Raw genomic sequence first — 18,876 nt, 5'->3', positions numbered from 1 at the left:
CTCCCCACACCAACCCCTAGCGCACCCCGAACCGACCTGCTAACCTACAACCAAATGGTTGTACATGAGTTGAGTGACATCGCGGTGGACCGCATCTTCCAAGCACTGGCAGACACGACCCGCCGAGACATCGTTGCGCGCACACTGCGCCGCGAGCAGTCGGTCTCCGACCTCGCGACGCACTACGACATGAGCTTCGCCGCGGTCCAGAAACATGTAGCGGTGCTCGAGCGCGCGATGTTGGTCACCAAGGAGCGTCGAGGTCGGGAGCAGATCGTGCACGGAAACACCGAAGCGCTTCGCCGGGCAGCCCAGCTGCTCGACGCCTACGAAAAGATCTGGCACGACCGTGCCAGTCGCATCGGGGAGATACTCTCCGAGCCTGAGAAAGGAAGCGACAAGTGACTCTTGTCAATTCACACACGGATGTCGAAAACCTCACCCTGACCTTCACCACCGAGTTCGCGGCGCCGGTTGAGCGCGTCTGGCAGGTCTGGGAAGACCCGCGGCAGCTCGAACGCTGGTGGGGGCCGCCCACCGTCCCCGCGACCTTCGAGAGGTTCGAGTTCGTGCCGGGGGGCGAAGTGCGCTACTACATGACCACCCCGGACGGAGCGAAACCCCGCGGCTGGTGGAAGTTCATAACAATGGATGCCCCAAATCGCCTTGAGTTCGTCGACGGGTTCGCCGACGATAACGGCGACCCACTCGACGCTGAAGATGTCGCCGCGGTCGTTGTCACCCTCGAACCCGTCGATGGCGGTACCAGGATGACCCTGCTCAACACTTTCAGAAGCACCGAACAGCTCGAAGCGATGATCGAGATGGGGATGCTGGAGGGCCTGACCGAGGCTCTCGGCCAGATCGACGCGATCCTCGCGGAGTCAGCCGTTTCGCACTAGTGCGCGGCGGCTGAGTCGTGACGCAGGTGGCGGTGGGGACGATCCCGCCGCCACCTTCGCACTCCCGCACCGACCACGACCACGGGCGCCACCCACGCGCGGCAATGGATTAGCGTTGACGCTGACGAGAGCGAGGTCGGATGGGCATTCACATCGGCACCTCCGGCTGGAGCTACGACCACTGGGACGGCGTTCTCTACCCGCCAGGACTCCCCCGCTGGCACCGCCTCGCGCACTACGTGAGCACCTTCGACACCGTGGAGCTCAACGCGAGCTTCTACCGCTGGCCGCGCGACGCCTCGTTCGCGAGCTGGCGCAACCGGCTTCCGCCGGGCTTCCGGCTCTCGGTGAAAGCCCCGCGAGGACTCACCCACGGCAAGAAGCTCTACTCCCCCGAGCCCTGGATCGACAGGATCACCCACGCCTGGCACGAACTCGGCGACAAGCGCGCCGTGCTCCTGGTCCAGTTGCCGCCGTCGCTCGAGCGCGACGACGCGAGGCTCGACTATTTCCTGGGCCGACTCCCCGACTGGATCACCGTCGCCGTCGAGTTTCGGCATCCCAGCTGGCACGACGAGGGCGTGTACCGCCTGCTCGAGTCCCACGGCGCCGCGTACTGCGTGATGAGCGGCGCAGGCCTTCCCTGCGTGCTGCGGGTAACGGCATCCGTCGCCTATGTCCGCATGCACGGCCCCGACCACGATCATCTCTATGGCGGCTCATACTCCGACCGTGACCTCGCCTGGTGGGCCGACCGGCTGCGCGAATGGCGCGACGCCGGAACGGATGTCTACGTCTACTTCAACAACGATGGCGGCGGCAACGCGGTTCGGAACGCGATCACCCTGCGCTCAATGGTCGGCTGAGCCACCCGCTCCCGTTAACGACGAAACGCCGCGGCTCGAGGCCACGGCGTTTCGGGAGGCGACTCTAGGAGACGCGCTCCGCCTCACGGTGCGGGAGCTTCCACCCCGGGCGCACGAAGTGGCAGGTGTAGCCGTTCGGGTACTTCTCCAAGTAGTCCTGGTGCTCCTCCTCGGCCTCCCAGAAGTCGCCTGCTGGGGTGACCTCGGTCACGACCGGTCCCGGCCAGAGTCCTGACGCGTCAACGTCGGCGATCGTGTCGAGCGCCACGCGCTTCTGCTCATCGTCGAGGTAGAAGATCGCCGAGCGGTAGCTCAGGCCCACGTCGTTCCCCTGGCGGTTCTTGGTGGAGGGGTCGTGGATCTGGAAGAAGAACTCCAGCAGGTCACGGTACGAGATCTGCTCGGGGTCGAAGACGATCTCGACCGCCTCGGCGTGGGTGCCGTGGTTGCGGTACGTCGCATTGGGGGTGTCGCCGCCGGAGTATCCAACGCGGGTGGAGATCACTCCAGGACGCTTGCGCAGCAGCTCCTGGGCGCCCCAGAAGCATCCGCCGGCGAGAATCGCGGTCTGTGTTGTGTTCGTCATAAGTGGCTCCCTTGTCTCAAAACAGTCTGCCGGAGAAGGAGAACGCATGCGACTCCCTTCGTGTTCCCTCGTTCCTGAATACCAGCCGTGGGTCTCCGAACGCGGCGGCGGGCGGATGTCGCGGCGCACGTCACACACGGACCCCTGGCCCGGCGTCGGTTGGCCCCGCTAGCATTCGCAGCAACGCGACGATACGGCGACAACAACGCGACGACAAGGGAGTCAGACATGAGCGAGAACACGAACCCGGTGACCGCAGTCCTCGAGGCGTATCGCGCCGCGGTAGCTGCCCGCGATGTCAGTGCGTTCGCCGCCATCTACGCCGACGATGTGCACGTCTTCGACTCCTGGGCGCAATGGCAGTATCTGGGCATAGAGGCATGGCGCGCGATGGCGATGGGGTGGTTCAGCTCGCTGGGCGACGAATCGGTCCAGGTCGAGTTCACCGACCTCAGGGCGTTCGTCGGCGATGACCTCGCGTTTGGCCACGCAGACGCGACCTTTTCCGCGACTTCCGCCGATGGCGAGCGGCTGCGCTCGACGACCAATCGCTTCAGTGTCGGGCTCCAGCGGCAGAACGGCGCGTGGCGGATCGTCCACGAGCACTCATCGCTTCCCATCGATCCCGAGTCGAACTCGGCGATCTTCGCGCTCTAATCCGGCTGACGCTCTGACGCCGCAGCATCCGCCGATGTCCCGCCGTCGCGACCGGCGGCATCCGGAGTCAGCTCGCGCACCGGCTGCAGGACGAACAGCCGAACCCGCCGACCGGAGTCGCGTTCGTAGCTGCGGTAACCCGGCCACTGACGCTCGATCCGGTGCCACGCCTGCTCCCGGTCCGCGTCATTCTCAAGAAGCGTCGCGTGCACAGCGAGTCGCCGGCCCTTCACCGTGATGACCGCATCCGGGTGTGCGAGGAGGTTATAGGTCCACGCGGGATGCCGTTCCCGAGCGAAACTCGTCCCGGCGACGATCGCGCGGCCACGACCGTCGGGCGTGTACATGAGGGGCGTCAGTCGCTCTTCGCCGCTCCTGGCGCCGACGGAGTGCAGCACCAGCGACGGCACGAGCAGTCCGCTGACCTGGACCCGCCCTCCGGTCAGCCGCGCGAGGAGCCGTTCACCGAGCGGCAGCAGCCGCGGTCCGACCGCCCGGAACACGCGAGTGCGGGTCAGTGGGGCAAGAACCGAGCGGACGACCTGGGTCACTGAAGGCATTTCCCTATTGTGGCCCTGTGGGGCGGATGCCGCGACGGCGCTGTCACGCAATCGTCACGAAGCCGATGCTCAGCCGTGCAACGCACCCCGGGCAGCAAAATTCGCGCAAACGTGCGAGTTTGACCCATTTGCGACCCCGACGCTGGCGCACACAATAGCCTCTTGACACCACATCCCCAAAGAGGGGCTACCGTTGAACCTATGACGTCTTCCGACACGACGACGCTGAGCGAGGCAGAAACTGCCCGCGAAGCTCTCACATTTTCCGATCTTGGACTGAGCGACTCAGTCCTTAAAGGCCTCAAGGCAGTCGGGTACGAAACCCCCTCCGCTATTCAGGCAGCAACCATCCCCGTCCTCCTCGAGGGCCGCGACGTCGTTGGCCTCGCGCAGACGGGCACGGGAAAGACCGCAGCGTTCGCCCTGCCGATCCTTTCCCGGCTCGACATGACGCAGAAAACCCCGCAGGCGCTCGTCCTCGCACCGACCCGTGAGCTCGCGCTCCAGGTCTGTGAGGCATTCGAGAGCTACGCCGGTGGCATGCGCGGCGTGCACGTTCTCCCGGTCTACGGCGGACAGGGCTACGGCGTACAGCTGTCAGCACTCCGCCGCGGTGTCCACATCGTCGTCGGTACCCCCGGCCGCATCATGGACCACCTGGAAAAGGGCACCCTCGACCTCTCACAGCTCAAGTACCTCGTGCTCGACGAGGCCGACGAGATGCTCAAGATGGGCTTCGCCGAAGACGTCGAGACGATCCTCGCCGACACCCCCGAAGACAAGCAGGTGGCACTGTTCTCCGCCACCATGCCTGCCCAGATCCGACGGATCTCCAAGAAGTACCTGCACGACCCCGAAGAGATCACCGTCAAGAACAAGACGACGACCTCAGCGAACACCACGCAGCGGTACCTCATGGTGTCTTACCCACAGAAGGTCGATGCGCTCACCCGCATCCTCGAGGTCGAGAACTTCGAGGGCATGATCGTCTTCACCCGCACCAAGAACGAAACCGAGACGCTCGCCGAAAAGCTCCGTGCCCGCGGGTACGCCGCAGCGGCGATCAACGGTGACGTTCAGCAGGCCCAGCGCGAGCGCACCGTCGAACAGCTCAAGTCGGGCAAGCTCGACATTCTCGTTGCAACGGATGTCGCGGCTCGCGGTCTTGACGTCGAGCGCATCAGCCACGTGGTCAACTTCGACATCCCGATCGACACCGAGTCGTACGTGCACCGCATCGGCCGCACCGGCCGCGCGGGCCGTTCCGGCGCGGCAATCAGCTTCGTCACCCCGCGTGAACGCCGCCTGCTCACCGCGATCGAGAAGGCGACCCGTCAGCCGCTGACGCAGATGCAGCTGCCGAGCGTCGAGGACGTCAACGTCACCCGCCTCGCGCGGTTCGATGACGCCATCACCGAGGCGCTGAGCAACAGCGAGCGGATCGAGACCTTCCGCGACATCATCAACCACTACGTCGAGCACCACGACGTTCCCGAGGCCGATGTCGCTGCTGCCCTCGCTGTCGTCGCACAGGGCGAAACGCCCCTCCTGCTGACGGCAGAGGACGAGCGCAACCAGCGCAGGGACCGCGAGCGGATGGAGCGCGACGACCGCGCCGCACGGGGCGACCGTAATGACCGCCCCGCCCGCGGAAACGACAGGAACGACCGCCCGGCCCGCGGCGACCGTCCCGAGCGCCGTCCGCGATCCAGCGACCAGCAGCTTTCCGCGTACCGGATCGAGGTCGGCAAGCGCCAGAAGGTCGAACCGCGCCAGATCGTCGGTGCCCTCGCGAACGAGGGTGGACTGAGCCGCGAGGACTTCGGCGGGATCAAGATTCTCCCCGACTTCTCGATCGTTGAGCTGCCGGCGAACCTCTCCCCCGAGACGCTGGAGAAGCTCAAGGACACGCGGATCAGCGGCAAGCTGATCGAACTCCGGCCCGACCGCTCGGCATCCGCCCGGCGCGAAGACAAGGACACGCGCAAGCCGCGAAGCTGATCGCGAACGATGTGCGTAAACCGCCCTCCACTCGACCCGTCGAGTGGAGGGCGGTTTTTTGTGAACCTGTTCGCGCTCGGGGAAGAGGACTAGCCTGACCCGTGCGACGCGTGCGAAGCGAGTCGCAGCGACGAAGGAGAGCCGATGACGACAGTTCCGCGAACCTATCCGCACGGTGTGCCCTGCTGGGTCGACACAGAACAGCAGGACCCGACGATGGCGAGTGTGTTCTATGGCGAACTTTTCGGGTGGACCTTCACCAACGCGATGCCTCCTGGTGCGCCGGCGCAATACCTGATCGCCCATCTCGACGGCGACGACGTTGCGGCCATCGGCACCGGCTCGGGAACCGCCGTGTGGAACACCTACATCGCGGTAACGGATACTGACGCCACAGCGGACTCGGTGCTCTCGAACGGTGGGACTGTGCTGTCGGCCCCAGCCGACGCAGGACCCGGTGGCCGCGCTGCTATCTGCGCCGACCCGCAGGGCGCCGAGTTCCGCCTCTGGCAGCCGTACCGGCGGCTGGGCGCCCAGGTGGTGAATACTCCCGGCGCCTGGAATTTCAGCGACCTCCGCACAACCGACACGGACGCGGCAGCCGCCTTTTACACGGGCGTATTCGGTTGGACATACGCGGACCTCGGCCCCGAGCTCGACGCGATGATCAGTGTGCCGGGTTATGGCAACCACCTTGCCTCGACAGCAGACCCCGACATCTACGTCAGGCAGGCGGATGTCCCCGACGGCTTCGCCGACGTCATCGGCGCGTTGCAGCCGGCATCCGACTCTGAACTCCCGCACTGGCGGGTGACATTCAGGGTGGACAACCGCGACGAAAGCGTTGAGCTTGCCGAGAAACTCGGTGCAACGGTGTTGAGAACCTGGGAGTCCGAATGGGCCGCGCTCACCACTATCCGTGACCCGCAAGGGGGTGAACTGACCCTGAGCGAGTTCCGCCCGCCGGACGCGTGACGCGCTGACCTTCTGTGAGACTGTGGCCGTGCCCACAAAATCAGCGTCACGCACCACCCGCCGACGACGTGTCCTCCTTGCCGCTGCAACCGTCGGCGTCATCGTCGCAGTGGTCGCAGCCCTGATCGCCACCGGCGTGATCTGGCCCAACCGCGTCGCCGCCGCCGGGTACGAGACGCGTGGGGTCGATGTCTCCGTCTACCAGGGTGACATCGACTGGACGGTGCTCGGCAGCGAAGACATCGACTTCGCGATCATCAAATCAACAGAGGGATCAGGGTCGCAGGATTCCCAGTTCGCCGCGAACTGGGCGGGAGCACGAGACACCGATCTCATCGTCGGCGCCTACCACTTCATGAGCTTCGAGAGCGCGGGTGAAACTCAGGCGGAGAACGTCATCAACACGGTGCCTGTGGAACCCGGAACGCTCCCCGTCACCGTCGATCTCGAATACTATGGCGACTTCTACGACAATCCACCAAGCCGGAGCCACGTCAAGAGCATCCTCGACCCGCTTCTCGCGGCACTCGAGGCGCACTACGGCGCTCCACCGATCATCTACGCAACGCAAAAGGCATACGACAGGTATCTCGTCGACGCCTACCAGGACAACCCGATCTGGATCAGGTCGATCGCAGAAGAGCCGACTCTCCCCGACGACCGGGACTGGACGTTCTGGCAGTACTCCAACCGTGACCGCCTGCCCGGCTACGACGGTGAGGAGGAATTCATCGACATGAACGTCTTCGATGGAACCGTGGACGAGCTGCGTGCTCTGACCCACTGAGAGCGCATATCCGCCCCCTCCTCGAGGTGGTGACCCGGGCGCATCCTGCCCCCTCTTTTGGCGCGCCACCCCCTCAGCGTCCAGACTGGTTACACACCCCGATTTATTGAGAAGAGTTTTTCCCCATGCCTGAACCCGTCGACTCTCGCGTCGCCGTCTATATCGACTTCGACAACATAGTGATCTCGCGGTACGACCAGGTGCACGGCCGCGGCCAGTTCATGCGCGATCGTGCCCGCGGTTTCAGCCCCGCAGACCGGCAGGCCGACCCCGAAGCGGCCGAGAAGCTCGCTCTGGCAACCGTCGACGTCGGCGCCATCATCGACTTCGCCTCATCCTTCGGCACCCTCGTGCTGACGCGCGCGTACGCGGACTGGTCAGCGCCGGTCAACGCCGACTACCGCGGCCAGCTGGTCAACCGTGCTGTCGACCTCGTCCAGCTGTTCCCCGCGGCCGCATACGCGAAAAATGGCGCAGACATCCGCCTCGCCGTGGACACGGTCGAGGACATGTTCCGCCTTCCCGACCTCACGCACGTGATCATCGTCGCCGGTGACTCGGACTACATCCCGCTCGCCCAGCGCTGCAAGCGCCTCGGCCGGTACGTTGTCGGCATCGGCGTCGCCGGGTCGACAAGCCGCTCGCTCGCCGCCGCGTGTGACGAGTTCGCGACCTATGACGCGCTCCCCGGCATCAAGGCACTCCCCGCGACCCCGGTCGTGGAGAAGAAGGCGCCCGAAACAGCTGCGCCAGAGAAACGACCGTCACGGTCGAAAAAGACGCCGACGGATGCCGTGGCGGAAGAACCAGCGAAGGACGCCGCTCCCGCGACGGCTCTGGTCTTCTCCGGCCCCGACATTGCTGCGGCACCGCCTCGGCGCCGCGCATCGAGACGCGCCGCCTCCCCTGACCCGATCGTCGAGGACGAGCCCGAGGACGAGCCGGACCCCCAGGAGGTCGCAACGGGTCTTCTCGAGCGGGCCCTGCGGCTCGGTCACGAGAAGGACGACGCCGACTGGCTGCACAGTTCAAACGTGAAGACCCAGATGAAGCGCATGGACCCGTCGTTCAGCGAGAAGGCCCTCGGGTACCGTTCGTTCTCCGATTTCGTGAAGTCACGGGACTCCATCGCCGAGATCGATGAGTCGAACACGGCGAGGCTCGTCCGACTCCTGCCCGCGCTCGCGGACAACTAGGCAGGGGCGGGCGGGCTCCGGCACGGCCCGCAGCCTCTCTGGCGCGGTTCGCCGACGTCCAGTAGCTTCGGGCCATGACATCCGAAACCATGCGCCACCGGCCGCGCCGGGGCATCGCGGACTGGCTCGACCCACGACGGGCGTTCTGGCTGGGCATCGTCCTGATCCTCAGCGGCGTTTATGGCTCGTGGGCTGTCGCGGTGGCCGCCTCGTCTCTGGGCGGTCAGGAGCTCGCCGTGAGCTGGCCCGTGATGTCGCTCATCGCACTGTTGAACCTTTTCATATCGCTCGGCGCCGGGTTCCTTGTCGCCGCGATCGTCGGGCGAGTCGTCCCAGCGCGCGAGCGAGTGTCGCCCGGCACAGAAGCGGGCACTGGTGTCGAACCGGACGAATTGCGCCTCCCACCCAGGCTGAGTCCGCGTGTCGCGGTGCTCCTCGGCCTCGGGTTGATCCTCATCGGGGTCATCGACCGGAACCTCTACTTCGTCCAGTTCGTGCCGGACAACCCGGGCGTCGAGAGAGATGTTCTCTCGGTTGTGCTGCCGCTGGTGTCGGCGCTCCCCGCGATCGGGTGTGCGCTGGTCCCAGGTGGGTGGCTTCTTGCCCGGTTCACGGCGCTACGCCGGTGAGAGAATGGCCGCCTGCTTGACGGATCCAGTGGTGCCGAAACGAGAGCGAGAACCCCATGTGTCGTTGGCTTGCGTATTCCGGTTCACCGGTGATGCTTGAAGACCTGCTCTACAAGCCGGCCAATTCACTCATCATTCAAAGTAAGCGCTCGACGCTCGGCGTCGAATCCGTCAACGGTGATGGATTCGGCATCGGCTGGTACGGCCGAGGAGCCACACCCGGAATCGTTCACAGCATGGAGCCGGCGTGGAACGACCGCAACCTCCGGGAACTGTCAGCGCAGACATCCACCGGTCGCTTTTTCGCGCACGTTCGCGCATCAACGGGCACACCGATCCAGCAGACGAACTGTCATCCGTTCAGGCATGACAAGTGGTTGTGGATGCACAACGGTTCGATCGCGAACTTCCACTCGGTCAAGCGGGACCTGGTTATGACTGTTGACCCGTCGCTGTATCCGGAGATCGAGGGGTCGACGGACTCCGAGGTGTTCTTCTTCCTCGCTCTCACCTTCGGCCTCGAACAGAATCCGCGGCTGGCCGTTGCCCGAGCGGTCAGCCTCATCGAGGAGACCGGTCGGCGCCACGGGATCCCGTTTCCTCTTCAGATGACCGTGGCCACGACCGACGGCGACACCACCTGGGCGTTTCGTTACTCCAGTGAGAGGTTGTCGCGGTCACTGTTTCACAGCACAGAGATTTCCACTCTCCGCCACCAGTACCCCGACAACCCTGTGCTTCACGAACTCTCCGACGATGCGCGGCTCATCGTGTCAGAGCCCTTCGGGGACCTCCGCGGCGCGTGGCAGGAAATCCCTGAGTCGTCCTGTGTCACCGTGCAGGGTGGCGAGGCAGTAGTGCACGATTTCGCGCCGACACCCGAGCGTTAGTTTTACTTGCTGAGGATCTCGGCGAGGCGCCGAAGAGCGGGAAGGCTCGACTGGACCTGCTCGAGTTCCTGGGCGGAGAGTTGTGATGCGGCGTTGCCAAGGGCATCAGACCACGCCGTCTCGAGGAGGGTCTTGATCCCGAGCGATTCCTCGGTCGGATACAACGCGACGTACCGTTTGTCCGCGGGGTTGTGCTTGCGGATGATCAAGCCCCTGACGACGAGTTCCTTCAGCTGGGTGCTCACGTTGCTGAGCTGCCGACCCAGCCGGGAGGCGAGATCGGCGACGGTGATTCCCGGATTGCTCTCGATGACCCGCACGATGTCGAAAGCGCCATTGGACAGCGCCGGAACGCCGGTGCCCTCGTGCGACTTCCGCCGTACATCGGCGGAGATGTCCATGAGCGCAACGGCGAGCTCACGGGGGTCGAGGGTCGTGGCTTCAGCTGCGGCTGGGGCGTTTTCCATGGCTTCAGCCTAGGGTGCCCGCCGCCACTCTTTGGCGCGCGCCGTCAACGCACCGTGAGGGCGCTCTCTCCGACTCCCCCGCAGCGCCGGACGCAGCACCCGCGAACGGCGAGAGCCGGCCGCCAGCGCAGGCATCCCGCCACCGAACTATGACATTCTGGCCCGATGCATCCTGTCTTCCCCGCCCCTCTCCAGCCCGGCGACCTCATCGGGGTGACGGCACCGTCGAGCGGTGTCGGTGAGAGAGAACGGGGGCGACTGGAGTTCGCGATCCAGTGGCTTCGCGACAGGGGTTTTCGGGTCGAGGTCGGCGAGTGCATGGACGGGACCGGGCATATCAGCGCACCGGCATCCGCTCGCGCCACAGAACTGATGGGGATGCTGCTCAATCCAGCGATTCGCGCGGTCATCCCGCCGTGGGGCGGCGAAACAGCGATCGACCTGCTGCCCCTGCTCGACTTCGACGCGCTGGCCGCCGCGGAGCCGACCTGGTTCGTGGGTTATTCAGACGTGTCGACGCTCCTCACTCCTCTCACCCTTCTCTCGGGCTGGGCGACGATCCACGGCCCCAACCTCATGGACACCCCGTATGAGCTTCCCGAGTCCCTCGCGAGCTGGCTCGACATCGCGATGGCGCCAAGCGGAACGGTGATTCGTCAGTCCCCCGCGAACTTGCACCGTGCGAACGACCACGACGACTGGTTTGCGCAGCCCGACGTGACCAGGCACCGCTGGACGGGCACCGGGACCTGGCGCCGCCTCGACGCCGGCATCGAACCGGTGGATGCCGTCGGCCGGCTGATCGGCGGATGTATCGAAACGCTCGCGAACGTCGTTGGCACGCCGTTCGGCTCGCCAGCATCTCTCCGCGGCGACTCCGGGCAGGAGCCGACCCTCGTATACCTCGAGGCCGCCGGGGACAACGCGTTCGATATCTGCAGGAACCTGCACGGAATGCGTTTTGCAGGATTCTTCGACGGAGCATCCGCAATTCTCATCGGTCGCACGGCGGCACCGGACATGGACTCGCTCAGCCAGGATGAGGCAGTCCTTGACGCCCTGGGTTCGCTCGGCGTACCGATTGTCGCCGACATCGAGTGCGGCCACGTCCCGCCCCAGATGAGTCTGGTGAACGGCGCCCTCGCGGGGGTCGTGCACAGCGAGGCCGAGAGCTACCTGGAGCAGCGCATCGGCTGATGCCTGCCCGTCAGTCCTGCCGTGTCGCGGTGGATTCGACGACCGACTCCTCACCCGGCACCCCGAAGGCGCGCGAACGAAACCCCCGGGTTCGCAGCATCTGCTCGCTGAAGTCGCGAAACACGATGGGGATGCCGCGGGCGACCGACAGGTCGGCGCTGTCCATGGCCTGGACGTGCACGTGGGGCTGGGTCGAGTTACCGGAGTTTCCGCACTCGGCGAGCTGCTGCCCCATGGACACCCGATCGCCGACGTCGACCCGGAACGAGTGCCGCTTCAGGTGCACGAGGCCGACATACGCGTCGCGGTCATCGAGACGGAGGATGACGTGGTTGCCGGCGATCGCTGCGATTCCCTGCTGAAGCCTGTCGCGCTGGCCGAGCAGGTACGGCACGAGAGTGAGTGGCGAACGGCGAGCCTCGTGGTCGGGCTCTCCGTCGTGACGGGCAACCACTGTGCCGTCACACGGCGCGAGGATCGGTCTGCCGAAGGAAAAGAATGCCTCAGGTGGCTCGGTGCCAATCAGAGCATTCCAGCCGGATCGCCCCGCGGTGCGGCGGCGAGCGTCGATCCCGACAAAGTCGATCGCGTATCTCTCTCCGAGCAGGTCGGTCCCGTGACTCGGTACTCGCCTGGCCGGGCTGTTCTGGACCAGCCACGGGCCGGCAAAAGGGAGCGTGAGCGTGATCGGCTCCGCGTCGATGCCCGGCTGCGCTGCCATCATCGCTGCAGTCTAGTTCGGGAGCCGGGGTCGAGCGCCCCTCGGCATCGAGCGCTCCAGTTCCATGCCCGCGCTACAGAAGCTTGTGCAGCGCGAGCATGGATGTGCAGCGCTCGGCGATCCGGCCCAACCGCTCGCCCCACCGCGACTACGGGTCGAGCGGCGACCCCGCTGCGGTGTGCGCTTCGGCACAACAGTGGGGACGGCATCCAGCGCTCCAGTTCCATGCCCGCGCTACAGAAGCTTGTGCAGCGCGAGCATGGATGTGCAGCGCTCGGCGATCCGGCGCAGCCGCTCACCTTCCGATACGTTGGCAGCATGTCAGACCAGACCAACCAGCCCCGCATCGCCTGCATCACCGGGGTCGGGCGCAGAAACGGTATCGCCCGGGCGGTCGCGCTCCGCCTGGCGCACGACGGATTCGATATCGCGTTCAACTACTGGACACCATACGAACAGCGGATGTCGCTGGGCGGCTCGCCGGCCGATCCGACCGATATCGCGGATGAGCTCCGCGCGACGGGCAGGCGAGTGCTTCCGATCGAGGCGGACCTCGCCCATCCCAGCGGTGCCGCCTCCGTGATCGAACGGGCAGCCACCGAGCTCGGTCCTGTTTCCACCCTTGTGCTCGCGCACTCGGAGTCGGTGGATTCGGGCATCCTGGATACGACAATCGAGAGCTTCGACCGCCACTTCGCGGTGAACACCCGCGCGGCCTGGCTCCTCATCCGTGCCCTCGCGGAACAGGTCCCGCCAACTGGCGGGTCGATCATCGCTCTCACCAGCGACCACGTCGTCGAGAACATGCCGTACGGCGCCAGCAAGGGCGCGCTCGACCGGATCGTCATCGCCGCTGCCCGCGAACTGGGCGGCCTCGGCATCTCGTCGAACGTTCTCAACCCAGGGCCCATCGACACCGGCTGGATGAACGACGAGATCCGTGCGTCGGCGATCGCGCGCCAACCGACCGGCCGACTCGGCACACCGGATGACATCGCCGGCGTCGTGAGCTTCCTTGCGTCACCAGAGGGACGCTGGGTATCCGGGCAGCTGATCAAGGCCGACGGCGGCTTCTCGGTCTGAGCTCAGTCCGGCGCGCGCTCCCCCCGCAACGGCAAAGCCCGCACGCTCTCGAATGACCGCGGCCCTCCGTCGATCGGATCGGTGAAACTGAGCTCGCTCGCGAGCAACTGCAGCGGGTTCGCAAAGTCGTCCACCGACACGTCCCGAACAACCGGGTAGAGCGGATCGCCGCTGATCGGGATCCCGAGGCTCAGCATGTGCATCCGCAGCTGGTGGGTGCGGCCGGTTCGGGGCGTGAGGCGATACACGGCCCGGTCGTCGTCGAGTGCTGTCTCGAGCTCGATCAGCGACTCCGAGTTCGCGGGCAGGTCAGCGACCGTCTCCGCCTGCATGTGGCCACGGCGTTTGATCAGGTGGCTGGTCACCACGGCGGGCAGGTGCAGGTCCGACCGCACGGGGGCGAGCGCGCGATAGACCTTGCCGACATCACCGCGCTGGAACATGGTTTGATACGCCGCCCGCCAGCGCTTCTCGGTGGCGAGAATGAGCAGACCGGATGTCACCCGGTCCAGACGGTGCAGCGGTGACAGTTCTGGCAGGCCGAGTTCCGCGCGGAGCCGCACGACAACGCTCTGCTGTACGTGCCTGCCGCGCGGGATCGTCGCGAGGAACGGCGGTTTGTCGATGACGACGATCCGATCATCGCGGTGAACGACGTGGAGATCTCCCGGTACGGATGCTTCCTCCCGGAGATCCCGGTGAAACCACACGAACGTATGCGGGCGATACCCATCGCTCCCGGAAACCGCGGCTCCAGACTCGTAGACAAACCGCCCGTCCGCGAGAAACGCATCGACGTCGATGAACTCGGAGAGTCGCGCGTCAAGCCACGCGCCCATCGTCGGCCACGGGTCAGGCTGCGTCCGATCGAGGTCGGCGGTGCGCATCCACGCCGGGTCAAGCCCGTGGCGCTGCGGGAGTGGTGAGCGTGGGGGCATCCACCGATGGTAACCGTCATCCACTGTGGCTTCCTGACACGATTGACCTCCAGCCACGGGTTTCACGCACTCACAGCGATAACATCAGTGACGAAGCGCGCGCTTCACCGACATCGAGGAGAACTGTGTCAGATTCAGGTCATCACTCGCGACGCCAGCGTCCGCGTATGGTTCGGTCGTTCCTGGCGCTGTGCATCGCTGTTCCCTCGCTCGTGACTGGGCTGTCGGTTCCGGCCAACGCCGTCGACGCCGTCCAGGCGTCTGCGCCCACCGTCGTTGTGACCGCGACCGATGATTCGCAGCTCAATGCCGGTCCGGAGAGTCGCGGTGGCAACTATATGCACGACGCAAACGCAGCCTGGGTCCGTCCTGTCGCCGGAAAAATCACATCGTGGTACGGACCGCGCCCCGTGATCTGCACCCCGGGAGGGTGTTCCAGCACTTTCCACGACGGAATCGACTTCGGCTCTGCGTGCGGCACGTCGATCAAAGCGATTTCGCCGGGCCGAGTGGTCGAGGCGCGGAACGCCGGCGCGTTCGGTGAGCGAGTCACCATCGACCACGGCAGCGGGCTGGAGTCAATCTACGGCCACATGCAGACCGGTTCGTTCACCGTGAAAGCCGGTCAGCTCGTCCAGGCTGGCACGATCATCGGCAAGGTGGGCATGACCGGCGTGGCCACCGGCTGCCATCTGGACCTCAAGATTCGTACAGGGGCATACACCGACCCGACGCCATTCCTCACCTTCCGCGGGATAACGCTGTAGAGCAGAGCGCGGCCGCCGCGACTCACGTCATGCACCGGTGAGAGCTTCGTCCGCCAGCGGACGGCGTTGATGGCACGCGCATCCAGGTCGACTACTCATGGCCAGAATGCGCCACGTGCGTTACTGTCGTCGCAACAACGCCTCACGGGGCAGCGGCGCAACATCCTGACGTGATCGAGGTCGGTGAGACCGGATGGAAGAGTTCAGCGTGCGAGGGCTTGGTCTCTCTGACCGATCGGCGCTGCTCGACGAACTGGCCCGCTCGGCGTCGGTGGCGTTTCACGCTGGCGCGCTCGAGGCGACGAAGCCCGTTCACTTCGATCACCAGACCCGGCGGTTCCGGGGCATCGAACTGACGCAGACCCACTTCAGTAACTACGTCGGCGAGCGGACCGCCGCGCAGGCCCACGATTTTTCGGAGCCGCGGCTGGTTCTCACCGTGTCGACGGGACCGGTAGCCATCGCGCACGGCGATGCGTTTCACCGCAACATGCCCGGTTCCATCATCCCCATCTGGAGCCTGTCACCCTGGACGGTCATGGTCCCATCGGCGAGCCTCTTCCGCGGCTTCTCGCTGCCACTGGATGACCTGGGCCTGCCGCACCTGTTTCTCCGCAACCTCGTATCCCAGGACATCGGGCACAGTCCGATGGCGTCCTTTCTCGCCAGTTACCTCGCTGACCTCTCGGCGCTTCCCCCGCTCGATCCCGACAACGAGTCGGCACTCGCCGCTCCGTCGATCGAGATCGTGCGCGCGCTTCTGACCACCGCGGCGGGCGATGAGTTCCGGAGCCGCGAACCGCTGGGTCGAACGCTCGGGCTCCGGGTCATGGCGTATCTGAAGACGCACGCCACCGATCCGGACCTCACTGTCGACCGCGTAGCCGCGTATTTCGGGGTGTCCCGGCGCTATCTCTTCGCCGTCATGCGGCAGCGCGGAATCTCGATGAAAGAGTGGGTCCGCGAGGAACGCCTCGCTCGCGCGGCTGATTTGCTCGGCGAACAATCCACAGCCCATCTTTCAGTGTCAGCCATCGGACGGTTCTGCGGATTTACCGACCACTCGTCGTTTTCACGAGCCTTCCGCGGCCGATTCGGGTGTGCGCCATCCGAATGGCACCTGCTCAGCGCCCCGGAACGCGACAGCGCCCGCCTGGGACCCGACATGCGCACTGCTCAGGTGTCCTGAGGCCGACGCCGCTCCCGCCGGTGTGCACAACCGGCACAGAAAAGTGCGCGGGAAGTGAAGGCGCTCACCGGGCAACTACCGCTAGCTTCTGGGCATCCCACGCATTCGAATCCAAACGAAGGAGCGTCATGTCTGACGAACACGCCCAGCCGGTGTCACCCGGCAGAAAGCCCCCGGTCGTCCTCGTCCACGGGCTGTGGATGACACCATCGAGCTGGAATACGTGGGCCGGACGTTATCGCGCCAGGGGCCACGAGGTGATCGTCCCGGGGTGGCCAGGAATCGACGACCGGTCTCCCGCCGATGTCCGGCGGGATCCCCGGGCGCTGGAGGGACTTGGCATCCGTAAGGCTGTAGACCACTACGACCGCATCATCCGTGAGCTCGACCAGTCGCCCATCATCATGGGCCACTCCTTCGGCGGAATCTTCATCCAGATGCTTCTCGATCGAGGCCTCGGCATTGCCGGAGTCGGGGTCGAACCGGGCCAGCCGGCCGGCGTGACGACACTTCCATTCAGCACGCTGCGGACGGGGTTCCCGATCCTCTCGAACCCGTTCCGGATCAACAAGACGAAGCCGATCAGCAAGGGACACTTCCACTACACCTTCGGCAACGACCTGAGTCGTGCGGAATCCGATCGTGAGTGGGAAGCCAGTGCTGTCGACTCGCCGAACCGGATCTTCTTCGAGGGAGTGGCGTCGATCCCACGGCCTCGGTCGGGCATCACCCGCGTGGACTTCAGAAAGCCGGGCAGGGCTCCGCTGTTGCTCATCTCCGGTGCCATCGACCACGTCGCCCCACCGGCGATCCAGAAGGCAATGCTCAAGAAGTACGCTGCGGGGCCCTCGCTCGTCGAGCGCGTCGAATACCCCGGACGGTCCCACCGCATCGTGAGCCAGGCGGGATGGGAGGAAGTAGCGGATCACGCGATCGACTGGGCGATGAGCCACGCAACCACAACACAAGCCCAGGCATTCTGAGGCCGGAGGCGGTCATCAGTTCCCGTGAAGGGTCATACGATTGAGCCCATGCACAGCTCACTGCCGAGAAGCACTCCGTCAGCCCATTCCGTCGACGCACGAGGGATAACATCCTTCATCTCGGCGCTCGAGGCGGCCCCCGACATCGAACCGCACAGTCTCATGGTGCTGCGCGACGGCCACGTTCTCGCCGAGGGCTGGTGGGCGCCATACACGGCGGACCGACCGCACCTGCTCTACTCGCTCAGCAAGAGCTTCACGTCGACCGCGGTCGGCTTTGCCGTCGAGGAAGGCCTGCTCAGCCTCGACGACACCGTTCTCAGCCATTTCCCCGAGCTCGACGCAGAGATCACCGATCCCCGCAGCCGTTCGATGCGCATCAGGCACATCCTCTCGATGGCGAGCGGGCACCGCGAAGAAACCCTGGATCGCGCCCTCGCCATCGACCCGGTGAACATCGTGCGCGGATTCCTGCTGCTCCCTCCCGACGAGGAGCCCGGCTCGGTGTTCGCGTACAACCAGCCGTGCACGTACACCGCCGGCCTCATTGTGCAGCGCGCCACAGGCCAGTCGCTCACCGAGTACCTCAGGCCCCGGCTGTTCGATCCGCTCGGAATCGACGACACCGGCTGGATCACGGATGCCGCCGGCCACGAACTTGGCTTCAGCGGCTTCCACGCACCGACCGAAGCGATCGCGTCCCTCGGCCAGCTCTACCTGCAGCGCGGCGAGTGGAACGGAGCACATCTGATCCCCGGTGAATGGGTGGACGAGGCGACCAGGGCGCACGTGTCCAACGGTTCCAACCCGGCATCCGACTGGGAGCAGGGCTACGGCTTCCAGTTCTGGATGGCTCGCCACGGCTACCGGGGAGACGGCGCATACGGACAGTTCTGCGTGATTCTGCCCGAGCACGGGGTCGTTCTCGCAATGACCGGCCAGAGCACTGACATGCAGGGCGTTCTCGATCTGGCGTGGACTCACCTGCTGCCCGCGATCGGCCAGCCCGGCGAGGAACGCGGGAGCGAGAAAGCGGATGCCGCGCTCGACGCACAGCTGGCGTCCCTCGCCATCGCCCCGGTCGAACGAGGTTCGAGCGACCAGCGGATCGACGGCGGCACGTTCACGCCGACGCTCCCCGACACCTCCTACCCCGGCCTCAAACACCTGGTCGTCGAGCCCGGCGCCACCGACACCGAGTTGCGCCTCACGTTCGTCGAGCGTGACGCCCGGCTCGAGGTCCCGGCGGGCTTCGGTGCCTGGATCACGCACGATGCGACCTCCGCAAGCGCCGGCTGGCAGCCGGGTGGCAGCATCCTGGCCGTCGATGTCATGTTCATCGATACACCGCACAGGCTGCACGTCGTACTTGACCTGGCATCCTCGACGTTCACGACCCGGTGGGAGACGGCCCCGCTACACTTCTCGCCGCTCGCGTCGATGCGCAAACCCCAGGTCGCCGTGACGACCGACGGGGGCTGA

The 18,876-nt window shown here is 65.6% G+C and carries 21 protein-coding genes; 16 read left to right on the top strand and 5 right to left on the bottom strand.

Translation table 11 applies throughout. The features are described 5' to 3' along the window. Positions 1–54: 54 nt before the first annotated feature. From AC1C2N_RS09865 to AC1C2N_RS09855, 3 genes are all read left to right on the top strand, one after another. Positions 55–405, top strand: a complete 351-nt coding sequence (locus AC1C2N_RS09865; RefSeq protein ID WP_483403963.1) for an ArsR/SmtB family transcription factor — start codon at positions 55–57, stop codon at positions 403–405. After that, positions 402–902, top strand: a complete 501-nt coding sequence (locus AC1C2N_RS09860; protein WP_495433867.1) for an SRPBCC family protein — start codon at positions 402–404, stop codon at positions 900–902. Before AC1C2N_RS09865 ends, AC1C2N_RS09860 begins: the two co-directional genes overlap by 4 nt. A gap of 140 nt (positions 903–1,042) precedes the next feature. Continuing rightward, on the top strand, positions 1,043–1,768 hold the full coding sequence (locus AC1C2N_RS09855) for a DUF72 domain-containing protein (RefSeq protein ID WP_495433866.1): 726 nt from the start codon (positions 1,043–1,045) through the stop codon (positions 1,766–1,768). A gap of 64 nt (positions 1,769–1,832) precedes the next feature. Here the strand turns inward: AC1C2N_RS09855 and msrA are convergent, their stop codons facing one another. Continuing rightward, positions 1,833–2,354, bottom strand: a complete 522-nt coding sequence (gene msrA, locus AC1C2N_RS09850) for a peptide-methionine (S)-S-oxide reductase MsrA (RefSeq protein ID WP_495433865.1) — start codon at positions 2,352–2,354, stop codon at positions 1,833–1,835. Between the two features lie 228 nt (positions 2,355–2,582). Here msrA and AC1C2N_RS09845 point away from each other — a divergent pair, with 228 nt between their 5' ends. Then, positions 2,583–3,011, top strand: a complete 429-nt coding sequence (locus AC1C2N_RS09845) for a YybH family protein (RefSeq protein ID WP_495433864.1) — start codon at positions 2,583–2,585, stop codon at positions 3,009–3,011. Here the strand turns inward: AC1C2N_RS09845 and AC1C2N_RS09840 are convergent. Further along, positions 3,008–3,571: a nitroreductase/quinone reductase family protein gene (locus AC1C2N_RS09840; protein ID WP_495433863.1), complete on the bottom strand. Its 564-nt coding sequence runs from the start codon at positions 3,569–3,571 to the stop codon at positions 3,008–3,010. The two genes, AC1C2N_RS09845 and AC1C2N_RS09840, sit on opposite strands and share 4 nt — an antisense overlap. Before the next feature lie 201 nt (positions 3,572–3,772). Between AC1C2N_RS09840 and AC1C2N_RS09835 the strand changes: the two genes are divergently transcribed. The 6 genes from AC1C2N_RS09835 (at position 3,773) to AC1C2N_RS09810 (ending at position 10,049) form a co-directional block, all read left to right on the top strand. Further along, positions 3,773–5,572 (top strand): DEAD/DEAH box helicase, encoded by a 1,800-nt coding sequence (locus tag AC1C2N_RS09835; protein ID WP_483403957.1) that lies wholly within the window; start codon positions 3,773–3,775, stop codon positions 5,570–5,572. A 144-nt stretch (positions 5,573–5,716) separates the two neighbouring features. Then, the gene (locus AC1C2N_RS09830; protein WP_495433862.1) at positions 5,717–6,547 is read left to right on the top strand and encodes a VOC family protein; all 831 of its coding nucleotides are present in this window, start codon (positions 5,717–5,719) and stop codon (positions 6,545–6,547) included. A gap of 28 nt (positions 6,548–6,575) precedes the next feature. After that, complete coding sequence (locus AC1C2N_RS09825; RefSeq protein WP_483403955.1) at positions 6,576–7,334, top strand: GH25 family lysozyme; 759 nt, start codon at positions 6,576–6,578, stop codon at positions 7,332–7,334. A 125-nt stretch (positions 7,335–7,459) separates the two neighbouring features. Then, positions 7,460–8,530: an NYN domain-containing protein gene (locus AC1C2N_RS09820; RefSeq protein WP_483403954.1), complete on the top strand. Its 1,071-nt coding sequence runs from the start codon at positions 7,460–7,462 to the stop codon at positions 8,528–8,530. Between the two features lie 74 nt (positions 8,531–8,604). Beyond that, positions 8,605–9,159 carry a hypothetical protein gene (locus AC1C2N_RS09815; protein WP_483403953.1) on the top strand — a complete coding sequence of 185 codons (555 nt, stop codon included), beginning with the start codon at positions 8,605–8,607 and terminating at the stop codon, positions 9,157–9,159. Between the two features lie 56 nt (positions 9,160–9,215). Then, positions 9,216–10,049 (top strand): class II glutamine amidotransferase, encoded by an 834-nt coding sequence (locus AC1C2N_RS09810; RefSeq protein ID WP_483403952.1) that lies wholly within the window; start codon positions 9,216–9,218, stop codon positions 10,047–10,049. Positions 10,050–10,051: 2 nt separating this feature from the next. Here AC1C2N_RS09810 and AC1C2N_RS09805 read toward each other — a convergent pair whose 3' ends face one another. After that, positions 10,052–10,516 (bottom strand): MarR family winged helix-turn-helix transcriptional regulator, encoded by a 465-nt coding sequence (locus AC1C2N_RS09805; protein ID WP_483403951.1) that lies wholly within the window; start codon positions 10,514–10,516, stop codon positions 10,052–10,054. A 165-nt stretch (positions 10,517–10,681) separates the two neighbouring features. On the opposite strand from AC1C2N_RS09805, the gene AC1C2N_RS09800 reads away from it, so the two are divergent. Then, positions 10,682–11,713: a S66 family peptidase gene (locus AC1C2N_RS09800; RefSeq protein WP_495433861.1), complete on the top strand. Its 1,032-nt coding sequence runs from the start codon at positions 10,682–10,684 to the stop codon at positions 11,711–11,713. Positions 11,714–11,723: 10 nt separating this feature from the next. On the opposite strand, the gene AC1C2N_RS09795 is transcribed toward AC1C2N_RS09800, so the two are convergent. Further along, entirely contained in the window at positions 11,724–12,437 is a 714-nt protein-coding gene (locus tag AC1C2N_RS09795; RefSeq protein WP_495433860.1) for a M23 family metallopeptidase, read from the bottom strand. A 315-nt stretch (positions 12,438–12,752) separates the two neighbouring features. On the opposite strand from AC1C2N_RS09795, the gene AC1C2N_RS09790 reads away from it, so the two are divergent. After that, on the top strand, positions 12,753–13,517 hold the full coding sequence (locus tag AC1C2N_RS09790) for an SDR family oxidoreductase (protein ID WP_495433859.1): 765 nt from the start codon (positions 12,753–12,755) through the stop codon (positions 13,515–13,517). A gap of 2 nt (positions 13,518–13,519) precedes the next feature. Here AC1C2N_RS09790 and AC1C2N_RS09785 read toward each other — a convergent pair whose 3' ends face one another. Then, complete coding sequence (locus tag AC1C2N_RS09785; protein ID WP_495433858.1) at positions 13,520–14,455, bottom strand: pseudouridine synthase; 936 nt, start codon at positions 14,453–14,455, stop codon at positions 13,520–13,522. A gap of 167 nt (positions 14,456–14,622) precedes the next feature. Between AC1C2N_RS09785 and AC1C2N_RS09780 the strand changes: the two genes are divergently transcribed. The 4 genes from AC1C2N_RS09780 (at position 14,623) to AC1C2N_RS09765 (ending at position 18,876) form a co-directional block, all read left to right on the top strand. Beyond that, complete coding sequence (locus tag AC1C2N_RS09780) at positions 14,623–15,222, top strand: M23 family metallopeptidase (protein WP_483403946.1); 600 nt, start codon at positions 14,623–14,625, stop codon at positions 15,220–15,222. A gap of 193 nt (positions 15,223–15,415) precedes the next feature. After that, on the top strand, positions 15,416–16,411 hold the full coding sequence (locus tag AC1C2N_RS09775; RefSeq protein ID WP_495433857.1) for a helix-turn-helix transcriptional regulator: 996 nt from the start codon (positions 15,416–15,418) through the stop codon (positions 16,409–16,411). A 128-nt stretch (positions 16,412–16,539) separates the two neighbouring features. Continuing rightward, on the top strand, positions 16,540–17,394 hold the full coding sequence (locus AC1C2N_RS09770) for an alpha/beta hydrolase (RefSeq protein ID WP_483403944.1): 855 nt from the start codon (positions 16,540–16,542) through the stop codon (positions 17,392–17,394). A gap of 48 nt (positions 17,395–17,442) precedes the next feature. After that, positions 17,443–18,876 (top strand): serine hydrolase domain-containing protein, encoded by a 1,434-nt coding sequence (locus tag AC1C2N_RS09765; RefSeq protein WP_495433856.1) that lies wholly within the window; start codon positions 17,443–17,445, stop codon positions 18,874–18,876.

Source organism: Mycetocola sp. Y791 (assembly GCF_059445325.1).
The sequence above is the reverse complement of the archived record's forward strand: the minus strand, read 5'-3'. Positions and strand labels throughout refer to the sequence as shown.